This window comes from Streptomyces sp. NPDC058964, assembly GCF_042741275.1.
Taxonomy (GTDB): domain Bacteria; phylum Actinomycetota; class Actinomycetes; order Streptomycetales; family Streptomycetaceae; genus Streptomyces.
Window position 1 is genome coordinate 1 of sequence record NZ_JBHYKH010000126.1, and the last position, 19,377, is coordinate 19,377.

The 19,377-nt window shown below is 70.1% G+C and carries 16 protein-coding genes and 2 pseudogenes; 8 read left to right on the forward strand and 10 right to left on the reverse strand.

What is annotated here, in order from left to right; translation table 11 throughout:
* The 5 genes and pseudogenes from ACFW2E_RS17775 to ACFW2E_RS17795 form a co-directional block, all read right to left on the reverse strand.
* Positions 1–938 (reverse strand): serine/threonine-protein kinase (locus ACFW2E_RS17775; RefSeq protein ID WP_384467375.1); only part of this gene is annotated, 938 nt, incomplete at its 3' end.
* A 245-nt stretch (positions 939–1,183) separates the two neighbouring features.
* Entirely contained in the window at positions 1,184–2,254 is a 1,071-nt protein-coding gene (gene sbnB / locus ACFW2E_RS17780; protein WP_384467405.1) for a 2,3-diaminopropionate biosynthesis protein SbnB, read from the reverse strand.
* A 126-nt stretch (positions 2,255–2,380) separates the two neighbouring features.
* Positions 2,381–2,635 (reverse strand): annotated as a pseudogene (locus ACFW2E_RS17785) (hypothetical protein); the annotation flags it as partial.
* Positions 2,636–2,962: 327 nt separating this feature from the next.
* Entirely contained in the window at positions 2,963–5,476 is a 2,514-nt protein-coding gene (locus tag ACFW2E_RS17790) for an amino acid adenylation domain-containing protein (RefSeq protein WP_384467377.1), read from the reverse strand.
* 57 nt (positions 5,477–5,533) lie between these two features.
* On the reverse strand, positions 5,534–8,092 hold the full coding sequence (locus ACFW2E_RS17795) for a Pls/PosA family non-ribosomal peptide synthetase (protein ID WP_384467379.1): 2,559 nt from the start codon (positions 8,090–8,092) through the stop codon (positions 5,534–5,536).
* A gap of 313 nt (positions 8,093–8,405) precedes the next feature.
* Here ACFW2E_RS17795 and sbnA point away from each other — a divergent pair, with 313 nt between their 5' ends.
* Entirely contained in the window at positions 8,406–9,392 is a 987-nt protein-coding gene (sbnA, locus tag ACFW2E_RS17800; RefSeq protein WP_384467381.1) for a 2,3-diaminopropionate biosynthesis protein SbnA, read from the forward strand.
* Positions 9,393–9,481: 89 nt separating this feature from the next.
* Here sbnA and ACFW2E_RS17805 read toward each other — a convergent pair whose 3' ends face one another.
* Complete coding sequence (locus ACFW2E_RS17805) at positions 9,482–9,682, reverse strand: DUF2180 family protein (RefSeq protein WP_384467383.1); 201 nt, start codon at positions 9,680–9,682, stop codon at positions 9,482–9,484.
* 296 nt (positions 9,683–9,978) lie between these two features.
* Here ACFW2E_RS17805 and ACFW2E_RS17810 point away from each other — a divergent pair, with 296 nt between their 5' ends.
* Positions 9,979–10,311 carry a hypothetical protein gene (locus ACFW2E_RS17810; protein ID WP_384467385.1) on the forward strand — a complete coding sequence of 111 codons (333 nt, stop codon included), beginning with the start codon at positions 9,979–9,981 and terminating at the stop codon, positions 10,309–10,311.
* Between the two features lie 269 nt (positions 10,312–10,580).
* Here ACFW2E_RS17810 and ACFW2E_RS17815 read toward each other — a convergent pair whose 3' ends face one another.
* Positions 10,581–11,012, reverse strand: coding sequence for a hypothetical protein (locus ACFW2E_RS17815; protein ID WP_384467387.1), 432 nt, complete (start codon positions 11,010–11,012; stop codon positions 10,581–10,583).
* A gap of 78 nt (positions 11,013–11,090) precedes the next feature.
* The gene (locus ACFW2E_RS17820; RefSeq protein ID WP_384467389.1) at positions 11,091–11,633 is read right to left on the reverse strand and encodes a DUF2231 domain-containing protein; all 543 of its coding nucleotides are present in this window, start codon (positions 11,631–11,633) and stop codon (positions 11,091–11,093) included.
* Positions 11,634–11,749: 116 nt separating this feature from the next.
* On the opposite strand from ACFW2E_RS17820, the gene ACFW2E_RS17825 reads away from it, so the two are divergent.
* Positions 11,750–12,454 (forward strand): helix-turn-helix transcriptional regulator, encoded by a 705-nt coding sequence (locus ACFW2E_RS17825; RefSeq protein WP_384467391.1) that lies wholly within the window; start codon positions 11,750–11,752, stop codon positions 12,452–12,454.
* Between the two features lie 99 nt (positions 12,455–12,553).
* Positions 12,554–13,696 (forward strand): PP2C family protein-serine/threonine phosphatase, encoded by a 1,143-nt coding sequence (locus ACFW2E_RS17830; RefSeq protein ID WP_384467393.1) that lies wholly within the window; start codon positions 12,554–12,556, stop codon positions 13,694–13,696.
* 42 nt (positions 13,697–13,738) lie between these two features.
* Here ACFW2E_RS17830 and ACFW2E_RS17835 read toward each other — a convergent pair whose 3' ends face one another.
* Positions 13,739–14,758, reverse strand: a complete 1,020-nt coding sequence (locus ACFW2E_RS17835) for an aldo/keto reductase (protein WP_384467395.1) — start codon at positions 14,756–14,758, stop codon at positions 13,739–13,741.
* A 155-nt stretch (positions 14,759–14,913) separates the two neighbouring features.
* Between ACFW2E_RS17835 and ACFW2E_RS17840 the strand changes: the two genes are divergently transcribed.
* Positions 14,914–15,504: a TetR/AcrR family transcriptional regulator gene (locus ACFW2E_RS17840; protein ID WP_384467397.1), complete on the forward strand. Its 591-nt coding sequence runs from the start codon at positions 14,914–14,916 to the stop codon at positions 15,502–15,504.
* 75 nt (positions 15,505–15,579) lie between these two features.
* Here the strand turns inward: ACFW2E_RS17840 and ACFW2E_RS17845 are convergent, their stop codons facing one another.
* The gene (locus tag ACFW2E_RS17845; RefSeq protein WP_384467399.1) at positions 15,580–16,095 is read right to left on the reverse strand and encodes a VOC family protein; all 516 of its coding nucleotides are present in this window, start codon (positions 16,093–16,095) and stop codon (positions 15,580–15,582) included.
* Positions 16,096–16,402: 307 nt separating this feature from the next.
* Here ACFW2E_RS17845 and ACFW2E_RS17850 point away from each other — a divergent pair.
* From ACFW2E_RS17850 to ACFW2E_RS17860, 3 genes and pseudogenes are all read left to right on the forward strand, one after another.
* A pseudogene (locus ACFW2E_RS17850) lies at positions 16,403–16,588 on the forward strand (IclR family transcriptional regulator); the annotation flags it as partial.
* 205 nt (positions 16,589–16,793) lie between these two features.
* Positions 16,794–18,434 carry a serine/threonine-protein kinase gene (locus ACFW2E_RS17855; protein WP_384467401.1) on the forward strand — a complete coding sequence of 547 codons (1,641 nt, stop codon included), beginning with the start codon at positions 16,794–16,796 and terminating at the stop codon, positions 18,432–18,434.
* Positions 18,431–19,198, forward strand: a complete 768-nt coding sequence (locus ACFW2E_RS17860) for a hypothetical protein (protein ID WP_384467403.1) — start codon at positions 18,431–18,433, stop codon at positions 19,196–19,198. Before ACFW2E_RS17855 ends, ACFW2E_RS17860 begins: the two co-directional genes overlap by 4 nt.
* Positions 19,199–19,377 lie beyond the last annotated feature (179 nt).

Genomic DNA, 19,377 nt, shown 5'->3' on the forward strand with positions numbered 1-19,377 from the left:
GGCGCCTGGTGGGCCGAGCCGGCGACGGGCCCGGGCTGAGGTGGTGTGCCGTCCGGCGGAAACCCACCCGTGGGGGGCGACTTCGGCACCGTCGCCCCGGATCCGGTCGCGCCGCCCGCCCCCGCACCGTCCCGTGCGTCCCGTACCGCCGAGGCCACCAGCGGCGGGAGCCATGACGCGTTCGTGAACAGGAGCGCCGTACGTGCCGCGCCTGCCGCGTCGATCAGTTCCGAAAGGAGCACGCCCACGGTCGGCCGGTCTTCGGGGCGCTTGGCCAGGCAGCGCGCCACCAGGCCGCGAATCGTCCCGGGCACCGCGTCGAGGTCGGGCTGACCGTGGACGATGCGGTACATCAGGCCCTGGGCCGACCCGGTGCCGAAGGGACCGGAGCCCGAGGCGGTGAACGCGAGGACCGCGCCCAGGGCGAACACGTCGCTCGCCGGTCCGACCGGTTCTCCGGTCAGCTGTTCGGGTGACATGAACCCGGGGGTGCCGATCACCACCCCGGTACGGGTGATCGCGCTCGCCTCGGTGGCCGTCGAGATGCCGAAGTCGATGACGCGGGGACCGTCGGCGGCGAGCAGCACGTTCGACGGCTTGAGGTCTCGGTGGACGAGCCCCGCGGCATGGATGGCCTCCAGGGCCTCGGCGAGCCCGGCGGCCAGTGTCGTCACCGGACCGGCCTGCCAGGCCCCGTGCCGGGCGACGGCCGTGTCCAGCGAGATGCCGGGCACATAGGCGGTGGCCAGCCACGGCGGGTCCGCCTCCGGGTCCGCGTCCACCACGCCTGCCGTGAACACGCCGTTGACCCGGCGGGCCGCGGCGACCTCTCGGGCGAACCGCTGCCGGAACTCCCGGTCCTCGGCGAGTTCGGGCCGTACGACCTTCACGGCGACCGCACGGCCACCCTTGGACCGGGCCAGATAGACCCGCCCCATGCCGCCGGCCCCCAACCGGCCCACCACCCGGTAGGGCCCGACCCGATCGGGATCCCCCGCCCCCGGCGCACGCAAAGACTCCATATGACCCCCCAAGGCCTGCCGCGTCTCCCCACGCAGCGGTCACATCATGACGTCAGCAAGCGCTTGCACGGATTCCGCTTTCAACAGACCCGGGGTGAATTACGCGGACTCGCGGATACTCGAACGCAGTCGCGAGGAATCAGGCCGAATCGAGCGGATCGTCACCCGTGCCGGCGCAGGTCGTGGAAGAAGTCCTCGATGACGTGGAGTTGTCCAGAGCGGACCGTCTCGTCGTAGACGAATTTGCCGACGGCGAGGTCGAGCACCCCGAGGCCGAAGGGCGAGAACACCAGGGGCCGGTCGGTGGGGAGCGTCACCCGCCCGGTCATGACGTCGGCGAGGGTGCCGTCCAGGAAGTCACGGTTGCCGGTGAGCTGTTCGGCCAGGTGCGGGGAGGTGTCGGCTTTGAGGCAGTGGTCGACGTCGTCGACGATGTTGGCCGAGGCGAGGATGATCTCGGGCGCGAGATCACGCAGCGAGACGTGCAGGACCAGTGGGTCGTGGTCGAACCAATCCGGGTCGCTGACGTGCGGTTCGCCCGCGACGGTGGCGAACACGACGAGGTCGCTGGAGCGGATGAGTTCCTCGGGGCGGTCGCACGTGGTGATCCGCGCGGCGGTGCCCGTCTGCCGGAGGTGGTCACGGAAGCCCGCGGCACTGTGCTCGGACAGGTCATGGACGCCGATCTCGTCGAAGGACCAGCCCATGGCGGCCAGGAAGGTGTGGATGTAACGGGCGATCAGCCCCGTACCGAAGAACCCGATCCGGGTGGGACGTTGCCGGTCACGGGTGAGGCGGTCGGCGGCCAGTGCGGCGGAAGCGGCGGTTCTGGTGGCGCTGATGATGGAGCTTTCCAGGCAGGCGAAGGGATAGCCGGTGTCGTGGTCGTTGAGGATCAGGACGGCGGACGCCCTGGGGATGCCGGCCTGGACGTTGTCGGGGAAGCTGGAGATCCATTTCAGACCGTCCACCGGCGCCGCTCCCCCGATCGAGGCGGGCAGCGCGATGATCCGGGAGGAGGGACGGTCGGGGAAGCGCAGGAAATAGGAGGGAGGGTTGACCGACTCTCCCGCGGCGTGCAGCCGGTAGGTGGCCTCGACGAGGTCCACGACCTGCGGTTCGCGGCCCCGCAGGGCACGCTGCACCTGGGCCCCGGAGATCACTGCGAACGGTGGCACGGTGGGCGTCTGGGTCATGACGGGCTCCATGGCGGTGGAACGGACGGCGGTCATCCGGCGCTCGTCGCGGCGGTGGCGGCACGGAGCCGGACTCAGCGGCTCGGCCAGGGCGGCGAGTGCTTCACGTGGTCCTTGGCAGGCCTCCCTGCTGTGTGCGGTGCGCACATTGTCGACCAGCACGAGGTCGCCGGCCCGCCACGGCTCGCGGACGGTGTGGGCCGCATGGGCGTCGTTGAGGAGCCGGACGGTGTCCGGGCCGACGGGGTCGCCTCCGCCGAAGCGCGTGTTGAACGGCAGCGACTCGGCGCCGTAGACGTCGACGAGGTGTTCGCGGATCTCGGGCGGTGGCTCCGCCGGTGATGGGTGCGGTCGGGCAGGCGAACACCAACAGGCCTGGGGCCGAAGCGTGCAGCTGGGTTCGTGGCGCATACACATCGGCGGGTCGGGCGGCCACGTCGAGGACGAGTGCACACCCGGCGCGTAGGTCCGGTCGGGCGGCGAAGGACTCCCGGTCCGTCATCGGGGCCGGGGCCGGACCGTGCAGGACGGCACAGGCGCGGTCCGCGTCGACCGGCCGCAGGCCCCGTGCGAGGTCCGCTCCGTGTTCGATGGCGAGGACGCGCAGCGCGCGCCGGTGTTCCGCCGCCCGGGCCGGCGCGTCGTCGGAGGTGTGAACGTGCAGGATCGGGGGCTTCCCGGGATTCAGGTCGCCCGTGAGGTCGCACGTCGGGCAGGACATGGTGCTTTCCCTTGCGATGCCGGTCACGACGAGGTCATGGGCCGGGCCGAGCGGTGCTCTGTTCGGTTGTCGACCAGCGCGGCGAGGTCGGTGAGGACCGGATGGGCCGTGATGTCCTTCGGCGACACGGTGCGGTCCAGGGCGATGGCGAGCTTCACGGCCGAGAGTGAGGTGCCGCCGCGGCCGAAGAAGTGGTCGCCGCGCCCGATGCGGTCCTGAGGCACGCCGAGGACGTGCCCCCAGGCGGCCGCCAGCCGCTGCTCGGTGGGTGTGGCCGGTGGCTCGTGGTCGTTCTCGCGGGCGGCGAGTTGGGTGGCGCGCGCCGTCAGCGCCTTCTTGTCGGTCTTGCTGTTGGGGGTCAGTGGCAGGCTCTCCCGCCAGTGGAAGGCCGCGGGGACCATGTATTCGGGCAGCGAGGCGCCCAGCAGGTCCGCGAGGGTGCCGGGGTCCATGGGCTTCGGGGCGGAGTAGAAGGCCACCAGGTGCTGACTCCGGTCGGGGCGTTCGGCGACCACCACCGCACCGTCGCGGACACCGGGGAGACGGAGCAGGGCGTTCTCGATCTCGCCGATCTCGATCCGGAAGCCGCGGATCTTGACCTGGGCGTCGCGACGGCCCAGGAACTCCAGCTTTCCCGACGGGTGCCAGCGGCCGTAGTCGCCGCCGAGGTAGAGCCGCGTGCCGGCCCGGTACGGATCGGGCAGGTAGGCCGCTCGGGTCCGTTCGGGGTCGTTGATGTAGCCGCGGCCGACACAGACCCCGGAGAACGCGATCAGACCCGGGGCGCCCAGGGGCACGGGGGCGAGGTTTTCGTCGACGACGTGGACGCGCACGTTGTTCACCGCGCGGCCGAGCAGGATGCGTTCCGGCGCCCGGTGCATGACGTCGTGGTTGGTGTCGTCCGAAGTCTCGGTGAGCCCGTAGGCATTGACCAGCCCGATCCGGGGCTGGGCGATGAACCAGCGCTCGGCGGTCTCCTTCTTCAGTGCCTCTCCGGTGACCGAGAGGTAGCGCAGGTCCGGCAGTTCGCGAGGGCGCCGCTCGAGCTCGGTCAGGAGAGCTTCCAGGTAGGAGGGCACGACCTGCAGAACGCCGACTCCACCGTCGGTGATCGTGTCGAGGAACCGGGACACGTCGAGGATGGCGTCCTGTTCGACCAGCAGGGTCCGCCCGCCGGTCAGGAGTGCGCAGAGCAGTTGCCACAGGGAGATGTCGAAGCACTGCGGCGCGGTCTGCGCCACCACCCGCCCCTCGCCGATCCCCAGGTCGTCGATCTTGGCGTACATGTGGTTGAGCAGCCCGGCGTGTTCGCACATCGCGCCCTTCGGCTCACCCGTGGAGCCGGAGGTGAAGTAGATGTAGGCCAGCTGGTCGGGGGTGACACGGATGCCGAGATCGCCGTCCGCGTGGTCCTCCTCGTAGGCCGCTTCGACGAAGAGTCTCTCGGCTCCGGGCCGGGAATCGAGTGCCTGGTCGAGGGTGGTGGTGCTGCCGGGTTCGGTCAGTACGAGGGTGCAGTCGGCACGGGAGAGGGTCGCGGCGATGCGTTCGGCCGGGAAGTGCGGCTCGATGGGGAGGTAGGCGCCTCCGGCCTTGAACACGGCGAGGACGGCGGCGAGCCAGTCCAGGTTGCGCTCGGTCACCACCGCGACGACGCCTTCACGGGTGAGACCGCGGGCTGTCAGAGCGCGCGCCACGCGGTTGGCACGGGAGTTGAGCTCGCCATAGGTCAACTGCCGGCCGGCGTGTACGGCGGCGACGGCATCGGGATGCATCCGCACCCGCTCCTCGAACAGTTCATGCACCCTCGCGTCCGGCAACTCCCTTTCGGGCCCAGCGAGTTGCTCCAGCTGGTAACGCAGCTCCTCGTCCGACAGCAGGCTCTGGCGTCCGTGTTCGGCACCGGGGTCCGCGGTGATCAGCGCGAGTGCGGTCAGGTGGTAGCCGGCGATACGGGCGGCGCCGCCGGAGTCGAGCCGGTCGGTGCGGTACTTCAGGCGCACGACGAGTCGGCCTTCGTGGTGCCGTATCCCCACCCGCAGGGCGGTGTCCTCGGTGAGGTCTCCGTCGACCGTGGCGGGATCGAGGATGGACTCGAACAACGACCCGGTCAGGCCCAGTTCGCGCTTCAGAGCGCCGAGCTCCTCGGCCGCCACGTCCTGGTGCGCCAGCAGGTCGGCGGCCGTCTGGTGGGTGGTGTGCAGCAGTTCCCGCCATGAGGCGGGTGAGGAGGTGAGCCGGCACGGCAGGAGGCGGCCGCCCTCGGTGACGTAGCCGGTGGTGATCTGCTGTTCCCCGGACATTGTCGCGAGCACCTTGGTGTGTGCCGCCAGCAGAAGCGACTCGAGCGGCATCGCCATTTCGTCCGCGAGTCGGCGCAGCCCGGTGACGGTGCTGTCTGGAGCTTGTGTCTCGTACTGGCCCACGCCCGGCTCCGGGTGGAGGGTCCAGCGCGGGACGGGGGTGAATCCGCCGGCCGTCAGCAGCCCGCGCCAGTACTCCAGGGGGTTTCGGGTGGGGTTCGGGGGCGTGTCCATCGGATCGCTTCCTCTGCTCGATGCTGCTGTCGCGGGCCCGGTCCTCCTGACTCAGTGTCAGTTGTCGTAGGCACGGACGGTGTTGGTGACGTGGGCCGGATTGCCTGCCCACTGGGTGTGCGGGGGGACTTCCTCGCCCTTCATGAGGAATGAGTCGGGGGCGAGCACGGCGCCGTCGCCGATGGTCACGCCGTAGTGGACGAAGGCGCCGACCCCGAGGGTGCAGCCGCTGCCGAGGGCGCTGCGGTCGGACTTGAAGGCGCCGTCCTCCTGCGAGTGGCACTGGACCACGGATCCGGCGTTCAGCGTGGTGTCGTCGCCGATGGTGACGAGGGTGCGCTCCGGGAAGAAGCAGCCGTCGTCGAAGACCCGCTTGCCGATCCGGGCGCCCAGGAGTCGCCAGATCACGTTCTTGAAGGGGGTGCCGTTGAACACCTGGACGTAGTCGACCGAGGCCATCTTCCAGAAGCGTTCATGACGCCAGAAGGAGGGCTCGTAGATCGAGCAGTACAGCGGCTTCTGCGGCTTGAACCGCGTGGACGCCCGCTCGACGAGCGCGAAATGGACGACGGTGAACGCGAGGGACAGGACGCTGGCAAGTGCGATCGCCAGTGGGCCGAGCCAGTGATAAAGGTCTGCCGCAGCCATGGTGATGAGGGTGATCACGAAGAGGTGGAACATCCGCGCCGACAGGTAGAGGCCGGCGGTGGCGGCGTTGTGCCTGTTCTTGGCGGCCAGGCGGCGGCGCAGTTCCTCGCCGGTCTCCAGGTGGTTGAACCTGTTGTCCCGCATCACGGTGCGCGGGATCTCGAAACTGGGTGAGCCCAGCAGGCCCACGCCTTCACGCACCGGACCGTCGACGGGAACCATGACCTTCGTGGCGAGCAGGCAGTTGTCACCGGTCCTGCCCTGTGAGGGGTAGGCGATGCGGTTGCCGAGGAAGTTCCGGGGTCCGATCGCCGTGCGGGACACGCGGAAGGAGGTGCTGGAGAAGTCGGTGTTCACGAGGGACAGTCCGTCGGCGATCATGGTGCCGGTGCCGACGGAGCTCAGGTAGGGGTTGTCGTGCTGCACCTCGGTGCCGAAGTTCGACCCGGTCTGCTGGACGCCGGACAGGTCGTATCCGAGGTAGCGCAGGTAGTGGACGACGGCGGAGCTGTCACCGAAGAGCGTGGTGAAGAACTTCCTGTTGGTCATCAGCGCGATCACCCGCTGGATGCCGTAGTGGAAGCCGTACAGCGGATATGTCGTGCCGGGTTTGACGGCCAGGTTGAGGACGCGCGGCACGGTACCCACGACAAGGAGCCCGGCGAGTACGGAACCGATGAAGACGGTCACGGAGATGACGAGGGCGTCGACGTAGAACACCGGGTCGGTCAGCGGCCGGGGGTTCAGGAGCCCGTCGAACTGCGGGACGCCGGCCAGCACCGCGCTCATGCCGCCCAGCGTCAGCGGCAGCCACACCAGCACCAGACTCAGCAGTTGCAGGACGCCGTATGCGGTCCTCTTGCGTGTGGGGCAGTCGGCGGGGCCCACCGTCCCGTAGTCCACGTGGGTCTGCTGTGCCGGCGAGCCGTGCCGGCGTTCACCGGCGGCCACGACCTGGCCGGTGTGCAGGGAGGAGGCGTGGCCCAGCTGGGAGCCGTCGCCCATCGAGGTATCGATGTCGAGGACCGTGTGCTCGCCGACGAGCACGTTGCTGCCCAGCGTGACCCGGCCGGTCTGGATCAGGCTGCCCTGGGCTCGGTAGCAGGACAGCAGCACATCCTTCCGAATGACCGTGCCGTCCCCGATGGTGAGCAGGTCGGTGCAGACCGGGATCGTGCGGGTGAGGATCGTGACGCCTGTGCCGATCCGCGCACCGAGCGCCCGGAGGTGGAGCGCGTAGAGCGGTGAACCGGCGAACAGGCGCAGCGGGCTGCTGCGGATCAGGCTCTTGACGACCCAGAAACGCAGATAGGCCATGCCCCACAGCGGAAACTCGCCGGACCGCCAGCGGCCGATGAGCGTCCACTTCGCCACGATCGGCACGGCGCACAGGCCCACAAAGCCCACGGCGGCGCACAGGACCGATCGCAGGTAGAGGTCGAGCGGACCCGACCCGGCGGAGATCCATTCGTAGCTCTCGGCGGCCGCGAGGGCCGCGAGGCAGGAATAGCCCAGGAAGAAGAGGAACTGCAGCATTCCGCAGACGATGTACCGCCTTGTGGCGGCCGCAGCCCCTGCGTCGGCCGGTGTCCGGGCCAGTGCCGGTGCCGGCGACGCCTCCGCGGCCGGGGCCGGGGACGGCACGGGAGCGGGGGTGGGCGCGGTGTCGGCCAGCGCGGCGGCAAGGTTCCGGATGGTGGGGTACCGGTAGATGTCCTTCATCGAGACGGTCGGCAGGTCGTCCCGCTTCCTCACCCGCGCACAGAACTGCGCCATCACCAGGGAATCAGCGCCCAGGTCGGTGAAGAAGTGACTGTGGAGCGGCACCTGCTCGACTTGGATGACACCCGCCAGCACCTCGGCCAGAAGCCCTTCGGTGCCGGCCGCCGAAGCGGCGGTCCCTTCGTCCTGGAAGGTCGAGATGTCGGCCGGATCGGCCGCACGTGCGTCCGCGGTTTTCTCTGGCACGGGAACTCCTTGGCGGCATTGGGGTCGGCGTCGGTCGGTGCGCACGTATTCGTGACGCCCGCCTCTCCAGTACGCCTGTCGCGGGAGTTTCTGTCCTGCTCCTGAAGTTCGGGACTTGACACCGATTACTGCCCCTGATAACCGACCGATTTCCCCGCATTGCCACGCCGGCTCTCGATCTCCGACAATCCGCCTCCCCGCGTATGAGCGCGAACGGCGGATGTCAAGCCCCGAGTTTCGGTGGCATGACACCACGGGTGCGGATCGGGCGTACTGGAGGTGTTCCGGGAGGCCTATCGTCGAGGAGATGACCATGCCCGTCATATCCGCCCCTCAGGACTTCAACGAGGACGATCTCTACGTCGACCTCGAGGGAATCCTCGAGCATCCGTTGTTCCTCAAATGCGAGGGATTCAATTTCGCCGGCTCGATCAAGCTCAAGGCAGCCGCCGAAATGGTCGAGGCCGCCGAACGTGACGGCCTGCTGACGCGGGGCTCGGTGCTGGTCGAATCGTCCTCGGGAAATCTGGGCGTGGCCCTGAGCGTGATCGCGGCCAACAAGGGATACGGATTTCTGTGCGTGACCGATTCCCGCTGCAACCTGGCGACCAGGATGATGATGGAGGCCTTGGGCAGTGAGGTCCACGTCATCACCCGCCCCTCCCCCGTCGGCGGATTTCTCGGCGCGCGCATCGAGCACGTCCGTGCGTTGTGTTCCTCCGACGACCGCTATGTGTGGCTCAACCAGTACTCCAATCCGAACAACGGCATGGCCCACTACCAAAGGACCGCTCCGGCCATCGCCCGGCAGTTCCCGGATCTCGATGTGCTGTTCGTCGGGGCAGGGACGACCGGAACCCTGATGGGCTGCGCGCGCTACTTCCGCGAGTGGCACCGGCCGGTACGCGTCGTGGCCGTCGACACCGTGGGGTCGGTGACCTTCGGAGGCGCCCCCGGCAGGCGGATGATTCCCGGCCTCGGCACCAGCAGGCGCCCACCGCTGCTGGACGAATCCTGTATCGACGACGTGGTGCGCGTGGAGGAGGCCGACACGATCCGGGCCTGCCGCCGGCTGGCCGGCCGTGGTTTTCTCTTCGGCGGGTCCACCGGCACGGTGGTCAGCGGCGCGATGTCGTGGCTGGCTCGGCAGGAGCAACGGGAGCTGACCGCGGTGGCCATCGCCCCCGACCTGGGTGAGCGGTACCTGGAGACCGTCTACCAGACCGCCTGGGTGCAGGACCTGTACGGCGACGACGTCCTCGGCTCCCCGCCGCTGGCCATGGCATCCCAGGCGGCCTGACCTCCGCCCGACGTCGAGGGCGTCCGGTGACGAGCGGGTTCGGAGGGGAGCGGGCTTCCCCCTCCCCCGTCGGCGTCAACCGTCAACCGTCAACTGACCTCGGCACTCTGGCAGATCTTGCAGGTGATGTGCCGGACAGGCCTGTCGTGCGTCGCCCGTCCCGTGCCGACGACGTCCTGGATGCCCACTCGGCCTTCGTGCAGGTGTGCGCGGCACAGGCCGACCCCGCAGCGCGCGCAGACCGCCACAGCACCCGTCGGCAGACTCTCGGGACAGTCGTAGCAGTACATGTCCCCACCTCATTCCTCGGTGAACGCCCCGGTGTCGTCATCCGGACCGCCGTCGGACCGAAGACACCCGGCCGGGATGCAGTATCCGGATGTGGTTGGCCGCCGCACTCACCGCAGACGCTCCGGGTGATCGGCGACGGCACCCGGGTGCCCCCTACGCGGTACTCCACGCGCGGGGCACCCGTCAGGTCGGTGACGTACCGGATCCCGAATGTGTTCTCCCAGGCGGCCCCGCGGTCGAGACACACGAAGGAGTACGACTCCTGGGCGGGCAGCTCCGTCATGCCGCGGCGCCCTTGGGTGAGCGCCGAGCGGACGAGGTGCTGACCCACGTCCCGCCACGCGCCCTCGTGATCACTGCCCTGGCGGTGCCCGTCGGTGCGGTCACCGCCCTGGTGGCGGCCGGTCTGCTGAGGCTGATCGCGTTGATCACCAACCTCGCCTTCCACTGGCGGTTCGGCTTCGGCACGGCCGTACCCGCCGACACCGCCCATCGCTGGCTGCTGCTGGTGATGCCTGTGGCGGGCGGTCTCGTCATCGGCCTCATGGCCCGCTACGGCTCGGAGAAGATCCGGGGCCACGGGATGCCCGAGGCCATCGAGTCGATCCTGGTGGGCAGAAGCCGGTGAGGCCGGGCAGGCCTGCGGCGTCGATGCGGATGTGCATGCCGGTCGTCTTCCCCGCTCTTCGAGCGCGCGTCGCAGTTCTGCGGCGGTCGGCGCCCCTTCGGCCCGGCCGTCCGGTGCCCGGTTCGGGCGGCAGGACAGCGACACGGGCATGCCCCGCGCGGCGAAGGGGTCGGCGCCGTCGTCCTCACCGCCGGCTCCGGACTCCTCGCGGCCCGCTGGATCACGGGACGTCACGCCGTCCGCTGACCGGCCGCGCAAGGAGAAGCGGGTCAGCTGCCGCCGACGCCGAGCGCGGCCAACAGCACCAGGACCAGGGTCGCGGCACCGAGCAGACCGTGGGCCGCGACGACGGGAACGGCCAGGTGTCGTTCCGCAGGTGTCGTCTCCTCTCCGGCGGAGCCCGGGGCAGCGGTGCGGTAGGCGGGCACCCAGCGGGCGAACATCGTGAAGCCGAGCAGCGCGACGACGACAAGGATGATGAACGACGTCCAGGCCAGGGCTTCTCGGTCCGCGGCCAGGTAGGCGAGCCAGACGACCAGCCCGGCGACGGCGAGCAGGAAGTGACCGAAGACGAGCGGCGCGGGGAAACGGGTGGTGCCGGTCTGCTGCTGGCGCAGCCCGCCGTGTGAGATCCAGCGGGCGAGCAGGACGAATCCACCGAGGGCCGTGACAACCCAGGAGACGAGAGCGGCGATGTCCATGGCGGCCTCCGGTGGTTCCGGGACGATGGGGTCGAGCGGGTCGGTGGGGAGTCGCGGGCGCCTCCCCGTTCGGTCCGGTCAGGAGGGAATTCGGGAGCGGTAGCCCTCGGCCTGCACGGATTCGTCGGCCACGCGCACGCCGTAGCGGTAGGCGAGCTTGCCACCGAGGTATCCGGACAGGCCGAGGACGGCCAGCGAGGCGGCGGAGAGCGCCAGCTGCCCGTATCCGACGCCCTGTCCCTGCGGGTATCCGCCGCCTTGCCGCCAGGCGAAACCGACCGCGTACGCGACGGTGACGGCGAGGTTCAGCCCCATGTGCACCAGGCCCGTGCGGAAGGCCCGGGTGCCGGAGGGGATGGCGAAGAGATCCAGGAAGCCGACACCGGCCGCCGCCAGCGCGCCCAGCACGCCGATGGCGATCAGCCAGGCCGAGCCGTGAGCCAGGAACTCCGGCCGGTGCACGATCCGGGAGCCGATGTCGAAGACCAGGCTGGACACCCACGCACCGATCGGCACGGTGACCAAGGCCGGGTGGAAGGGATGCCCGTACGGGCCCGCCAGCGCACCGCTCACCGGTCGCTTCGCCCGACGCAGATCACTGAGGTCACTGTTCACCGTCATGCGCCACCTCACCGTGGAGCTGTTTCACCAACAATTGTTGGTCTTATTCGGGCCAACGGTCAAGTGCCGCGTCACTCCCACGCTCATGGGCACGGAATGGAGTTACGGTGGGGCGCGTGACGTCCGATTCCGCCGCGGCTGGGGCCTCACCAGTCCCCGGCACCGACCCGATGGCCGCACTCGCCGTTCTCGGCGACGAGTCGAGGCGGCGACTGCTCGACTACGTGCGGCGCGCCAGGCGCCCGGTGACACGTGAAGAGGCGGCGGCAGCGATGGGGATCTCCCGCAAGCTGGCGGCGTTCCACCTCGACAAGCTGGTGACGTCGGGACTGCTGCAGGCCCGCCACGGCGGCCACGGACCGCGCCGCGTCGGACGTGCGCCGAAGGTGTACGAGCCCAGCCCGCACTCGGTGTCGATCAGTCTTCCGCCGCGCAGCCACGAGCTGCTCGCCTCTCTGCTGACGGAAGCCGTGACCGCCCAGCGGCCTCAGGAGGATGCCGCGAAGGCTGCTCTTCGCGTCGCCCGCGAGCGGGGCGAGAGCCTGGGCGCCGAGGCCAGGGCGGGCCATGCGACCGCCTTCCTGGAATCACTCGGTTTCGAGCCCGGCGACGACGGGACCGGCCGCACGGTTCTGCACAACTGCCCGTTCCACCCGGTCGCCGCACAGGCGCCGGAACTGGTCTGCGGAATGAACCACGCCTTCTTGTGCGGGTACCTCGCCCGCTCCGGCGACGACGACACCGTCGCGGTACTGGCGCCCCACACGGGCGTGTGCTGCGTCGAGCTGCACAAGAGGGCGGCGCGCGAGCCATCGGCGTAGGCGGGGCGGCCGGCGGAGCTTCGGTCGGTCGAGCGGCGCTCCTGGGCTCGTGTCGTGGCGCAGTCGCCTGGGGTACGGCCGCGGTGCAAGGTGGAAGACATGGACGTCCGGCAAGTCTGGGCCAGCGAACGACGCCCGTGGCAGTCGAGTCATGCGTTGCTCGTGTTCCCGATCGCGCTGATCGTGGTGATCACCGTGGTCGACCAGCTGGTCCCGGCCGACATCCATCTCGGACCGCTGCTGGTCATCGCCCCCGCCATCACCGCCTCGTTCGCCGGCCCCTGGCTGACGGGACTGATCGGATTCCTGGCCGTGGCCGCCCAGACGTACATCGGCTGGCACTTCGGCGTGCTGTTCTCCCGCAACGTGCTGGTGCAGATCCTCTCCCTGGCCGTGCTGTCCGTCACGATCGTGTTCTTCTGCGTGGTGCGCGAGCGCCGGCAACGTCAGCTCGACCAGGTGCGCCTGGTGGCCGAGGCCGCACAGCACGTGCTGCTGTGGCCGTTGCCGGAGCAGATCGGCCCCCTGAAGATCGCCTGCCTGTACCTGGCCGCCGAGGCCGAGGCCCAGATCGGCGGTGACCTGTATGCCGCCACCCCTACCGACGAAGGTGTCAGGGTCATGATCGGCGATGTCCGCGGCAAGGGCCTGTCCGCCATCGGCGAGGCCGCACTCCTCATCGGAGCCTTCCGCGAGGCGGCCCACCATCACACAGCCCTGCCCGCCCTGGCCGCGGCCATGGAGCAGAGCATGGCCCGCAACATGCCCGACCTGGAGACGGAGGAGGAAACCGGGGAACGGTTCGCCACCGTCCTGCTGATGGAGATCCCCGACGACGACCAGGTCACCCGCATCCTCAGCTGCGGCCACCCCCCACCACTGCTGCTCAGCCCCGGCAGCGCCGCCCCCGTGGTCGTGCATCCGGCTCCCCCGCTCGGGATCAGCGGACCAGTCCCCGGAAAGGCCCACTACACCCTCGACGTGTTCTCCTTCGAGCCGGGAGACACCCTTCTGCTGTACACGGACGGCGTCATCGAGGCCCGTGACGCCGGTGGCAGCTTCTACCCCCTGACACAACGGGCCGCGCAGTGGGCCGACACCAGCCCCGAGATGCTGCTGCATCATCTCCGCCGCGATCTCCTCAACCACGTCGGCGGACATCTCAACGACGATGCCGCGATCATCGCGGTGCGCCGCGTCCCCGACGCCCACCACCACGGGCTCGTGGATCGAGCGTTGTGACCGCTGGTGAGGGTTGTTGGTCGTGCGCGGTCCCCCGGGCGGTCAGCGGCGCCGCAGTGACGGGTCGAGCAGGGCGGGCGGGGTGTCGAACTTCTCATGTGCCGCGAGGTCGGTGCCGGGAGGGACGATCGCGTCGACGGCGTCGAGCACGTCGGCGGAGAGCACGGTGTCGGCTGCGGCGAGCTGCGCGTGCAGGTGGTCCAGCGTGCGGGGACCGATGAGCGCGGTGGTCACGGCGGGATGCGCGGTCACGAATCCGAGCGCGAGCTGGATCAGGGTCAGCCCGGCCTCGTCGGCGATCTTGGCGAGCTGCTCGACGGCGTCCAGCCTGGCCCGGTTGGCGGGGAGGCTGGTGTCGAAGCGATCCGGCATGAACGTCGAACGACTGGTGGTGATTTCCCGGCCCGCCCGGATCGCGCCCGACAGCCAGCCCGAGGCCAGCGGGCTCCAGGCAAGCACACCGAGCCCGTACTGCTCGGTCACGGGCAGGACGTGGGACTCGATACCCCGCTGCAGGATCGAGTAGCTGGGCTGCTCGGTGACGTAACGGCCCAGGTGGTTCTCCCGGGCGGCCCACTGGGCCTGCACGATGCGGTAGGCCGGGAACGTCGAGGAGCCGAAATACCGTATCTTTCCCGCGCGCCGCAGGTCGGTCAGGGCCGACAGCGTCTCCTCGTCGCTGGTGCTCGGGTCCCACCGGTGGATCTGGTAGAGATCCACGTGGTCGACACCGAGGCGGCGCAGGCTGTTGTCGAGTGCGGTGACCAGCCAGCGCCTCGAGCTGCCCCGGTGGTTGGGCTCGTCACCCATCGGCATGTTCGCCTTCGTGGCCAGCACGATGTCGTCGCGTCGGCCGGCGATGGCCTTTCCGACCATCTCTTCGGACTCGCCGTCGCTGTACATGTCGGCGGTGTCGATGACGTTGACACCGCCTTCGAGAGCGGCATCGACGATGGCGGTGGCCTCGTCCTGGCCGGTGCGCCCGATCCGGCCGAAGTTCATCGCGCCGAGTGCGAGCGAGCTGACCTGAACACCGGTACGCCCCAAGGTGCGGTACTGCATGACCGTGTCTCCTCCATTGCGGATGAAGCGTGATGGCAACGCATGACATGGCGGCCCGTCCCGCGCTCTGACATCATGAGCAAACGGAACACCGTCCCGATTGACGATACGGAACAGTGTCCCGTTTAGCAATCCGGTGGTGGAGGGAACACGTGGTGAACGACAGCGACGGTCGCGCGGAGCACACGGCACGGCCCAAACGGGCGGACGCCCGGCGCAACAAGGAGACTCTGCTCGACGCTGCCGCCTCGGTCTTCGTCACGTCGGGCGTGGAGGCGCCGGTACGCGACATCGCGGCCGAGGCGGGCGTCGGGACGGCCACCATCTACCGTCACTTCCCCACGCGTGCGGACCTGATCATCGCCGTCTACCGGCACCAGGTGGAGGCACTCGCCGAAGCCGGTCCGAGCCTGCTCGAGACCGGCCCGACTCCACATGCCGCGCTCGGGCGATGGATCGACCTCTTCGTCGACTTCCTGGTCACCAAGCACGGGCTGGCCGCCGTGCTGCGATCCGACGACGCGGGCTTCGACACCCTGCACACCTACTTCATCGACCGCCTCGTGCCCGTGTGCGGCCAACTGCTGGACGCCGCTGCGGGGGCGGGCGAGATCCGATCCGACCTGAAGGCCTATGAGCTCATGCGCGGCGTCGGAAACCTGTGCATCGGCGCCGACAGCGATCCCCGGTACGACGCACGCCGGCTGGTCGAGCTCCTCGTCGCAGGCCTGAGGCGATCCCGATAGCGGGCGGGTCCTGGCCGGTCGGCGGCTGGACCCGGACGTTCCAGCAGGTCACCGTGGCGACCGCCCTCTCCGGACTCACAGCACCTCGCTTCCGTACATTTCCCCGAGGGGATCGGCGATGAGTTCGATGCGTGCACCGTCCGGGTCCTTGAAGTACACCGAGACCTCGCTGTGCAGCTCGTGGTCGACACCCGCGCGGCTCAGCTTGTCGACCAGATGACGCCAGCGGTCGGGCTCGACCGAGATCGCCACGTGGTGCAGACCGCCCAGCACCTCGGCGTACGGCCCCACCTCCAGTCCGGGAAAGTCGAAGAAGGCGAGCAGATTGCCGTTGCCGATGTCGAAGAAGAAGTGCGAGGAGCCCGGGTAGTCGCGGTTCTCGATCAATTCGGTCAGCGGGAACTCCAGCAGTTCCTGGTAGAAACGGATGGTGCTCTCCACATCGCTGCTGATCAGTGCGGTGTGGTGCAGTCCTCGGGCCGACGACGCCGGTCTGCTGCCGCTGGGGTGGAGGTACTGGTCCCGCATACGCCGCCGCTCCGACTCGCATGCCGAGGGATCGGTGTGCGCGTGGTCGTGTGCCTGGGTCATCGTTCTCCTCGGTCGGGTCGTAGGCCGGTATACGGCTACTTCACCAGGATCGCCCCGTACTTGGCCGTAGACACCACGGCCGGCGCGACCGCGGCTGTCGCCGACGGGCACGGCGCACGGTGCACGGCGCACGGCGCACGGCGCACGGCACGAGGATGTGGGCGAAGCCGGCCAGGCGGGGCCACCGGCGGCGGTGATCGTCTGGTGCTCGACGTACCCGGTCTGGCCCACGGCCCACCGGTTCTCGGGCGACGCTCAGGGCTCGATCGTCCCCAGAGGTGTCCTGGGCAAGGCCCTGCCGGCCCACTCCGGGCTCGCCTGCGTGGAGCAGGAGGCCGCCCCGGGCGGGAGTCGCGTCGCCGCTCCCGTGTGCGCCGGAGGCACCAGGGTGGCCGCCTTTCCGGCGGCCCGTACGCGTGCCCGCTTCAGCCCCGCCCAACCGGCCCCGGCCGTCCGCACGGCGGCGCTGGGACTGTCCCGCTGCGGCACGGGAGCGGGCTGCTGCGCGAGAGCGGCCGACCAAGGCGTGGGCATCCGGGCAGGTGTGATGAGCACCATTTGCGCGCACCGTCCCGGCCGTCCGCGGCGCACGCTACTGTGCGCCGCAACCGCGGTGGCCGAAAAGATGTCTCTCAACGCGTGGCGCGAGGCTCCGGGGCGAGTGGGATTCCGGTGGCGCGGCGGTTCTGGGGGGCGGAATGAGCGTATGGGCAGTGCCCGGATACACCGAGTCGCTGGAGCTCGGATCCGGTGCGAGCGGGCGGGTCGTACTGGCCGTGCACGAGGAGTCCGGCGTGCAGGTCGCGGTGAAGTATCTGAGCGAGTCGCTGCGCACCCGGCAGGACTTCGTGCACGAGTTCAGGGCGGAAGCGCGATTGCTCGGCGGGCTGGAGAGCCCGTACGTCGCCGAGTTGTACGAGTACGTCGAAAGCCCGGACGGCGCCGCCATCGTGATGGAGCTCGTGGACGGTGTCTCGCTGCGGACGCTGCTGGCCAGGCAGGGACCGCTGGATCCCGAGGCCGCGCTCGTGATCCTCAAGGGATCGCTGCTCGGTCTGGCCGACGCGCACCGCGTCGACGTCGTCCACCGCGACTACAAGCCGGAGAACGTCCTCGTCGTGCCGGACGGATCGTCCAAGCTCGTCGACTTCGGGATCGCGGTGGACAGCGGCACGAGTGTCGGTGTCGCCGGAACCCCCTCCTACATGGCGCCTGAGCAGTGGACCGGCGCGCCCGCCTCTCCCGCCGCCGACGTGTACGCGGCCACGGCCACGTTCTTCGAGTGCCTGACGGGCCACAAGCCGTACGCGGGTGACAATCTCGCCGAACTCGCGCTGCGGCACGTCGATGCGCCCATCCCCGCCGACGAGGTTCCCGAGGCGGTGCGCGAGCTGGTGCGACGCGGTCTGGCCAAGGCCCCGGAGGAACGGCCCACTCACGCGGCGGCGTTCGTCACGGAGCTGGAGGCGGCCGCCGGCACCGCCTACGGGCAGGACTGGGAGGAGCGGGGCCGCGGCCGGCTCGCCGCTCTGGTGGCGCTCCTGCCGCTGCTGCTGCCCTCGGCGCGCAGCACCCCGGAATCCACCACGGACATCGCGCGCACGGTCCTGAGCCGGCCACCGGGCCACGGCGGTGCCGGGTCATGGCTTCCGGGCCGACCGGGAATGCTGGTGTCCGCGGCGGCGGTGCTCCTGGGCATCCTCCTGACCTACGGCGCCCATCACGCCCCTGGAACGACGCCGGAAGAGGCGGGTCAGGCCCTGGCCACCACGAGCGCCCAGCCGGGTGTGACAGCGCAGGGACCCACCGCGCCGACCGCGTCGGCCCACCCGTCCTCGTCCCCGACGTCCACCGCATCACCCAGCGTGTCGCCCTCGGACCCGGAGAGCTCGGCGACACCCGGCGGCGGTGAGCCCTCGGCGTCCGTCACGACGACCCCGTCCGAGGAGACGACGTCCGGCGGGGCGACCTCCGACCCGGCACCGACCAGTGCCTCTCCGTCCCCGCCGTCCGCTCCCGCCGTCAAGGACGTCACGGTGTCGGCCTTCCTGCAGACGGGCCCTTCCACGGCCACGGCGACCGTCGGCGTCACCACGGACGGCACCGGGCCGGTCTCCATCACCGTCTCGTGGTTCACCAGCAATGCCGCGGGAACGCTCGGCACCCCGGACGGTTCCCAGACCTTCCAGCGCAGCGGCGCCACCCAGTACACGCTCGCCGTCGACCACACCTTCCAGAACAGCGGCTGCTACTGGGCGGTGCAGTCCACGACGACCCCCGCCTCCGCCGACGGCGGCGCCTCGCAGCAGATTCTGACCAGGCAGTGTGAACTCCGATGACCGCTCACGACGACCGCACGCCCGCACCCGCCGGGGACGCCGAGCCCACCCGCGTGCTCGACCCCGTCGACGCGCACTCCCCCACCGTCCACCTCACCGCCACAGGGGATCGTGCTCCGGCCGACGAACCCGGACCCGCCGACGCCGAGTACAGCGCCACCGTGCTGGCCAGCCACTGGATCCAGCGGCCGGAGCCCGACGGCACCGACACCGTCGTCGAGCCGACCCACAAGGGGGTCGAGCCCATCGCGCCGACGCTGCCGGACCGTGTCGAAGGCACGGTCCTGCGCTTCGGCCCCGGGGTGACGGCCGCCGTCGCGCACCGTACCCACCGGACGCTGCCCGCCGTACCACAGCCCCCCGCGCGCCCGCCTCGCCGCCTGCGCAGACACGCCCTGCCGGCGCTGGTGCTGATCTGCGTCATCGCGTTCCTGGCCTGGCAGCGGCTCGGGCCGGCCGCCGAGGTGAGCACGGTGAAGGTCACGGTCCGGCCGGCGACCGTAGGGTGCGCCGACACCGCCGACATCGTCGGCCTGGTCACCACGAACGGCCGCCCGGGCACGCTCTCCTACCGCTGGAACCGAAGCGACGGCACCGCCTCGGCCGTCCTGCGCGAGAAGGTGGTCCGAGGCCAGAAACAGGCACGGCTGCACCTCCTGTGGACCTTCCAGGGCAAGGGCCACTACAGGGCACGCGCCGAACTGCGCATCCTCTCCCCCGTCCACCGCACGGTTGCCACCGACCTCACGTACGACTGCTCCTGAACGCGGTTGCGCTCAACGCTGCCTGTGCGGAACGGGGTTGAGCGCTACTTCACCGAGTTGGGCGGAGGAAGGCGGCGGCGCGGGCAGCCGGGAAGCGGCGGGGCGCCGTGCCCAAATCGTGTGGCCGCCGGTCACCGTGGCGAACCGTCGCCGGGTGAACGGCGGCGGCCGGCCAGCCG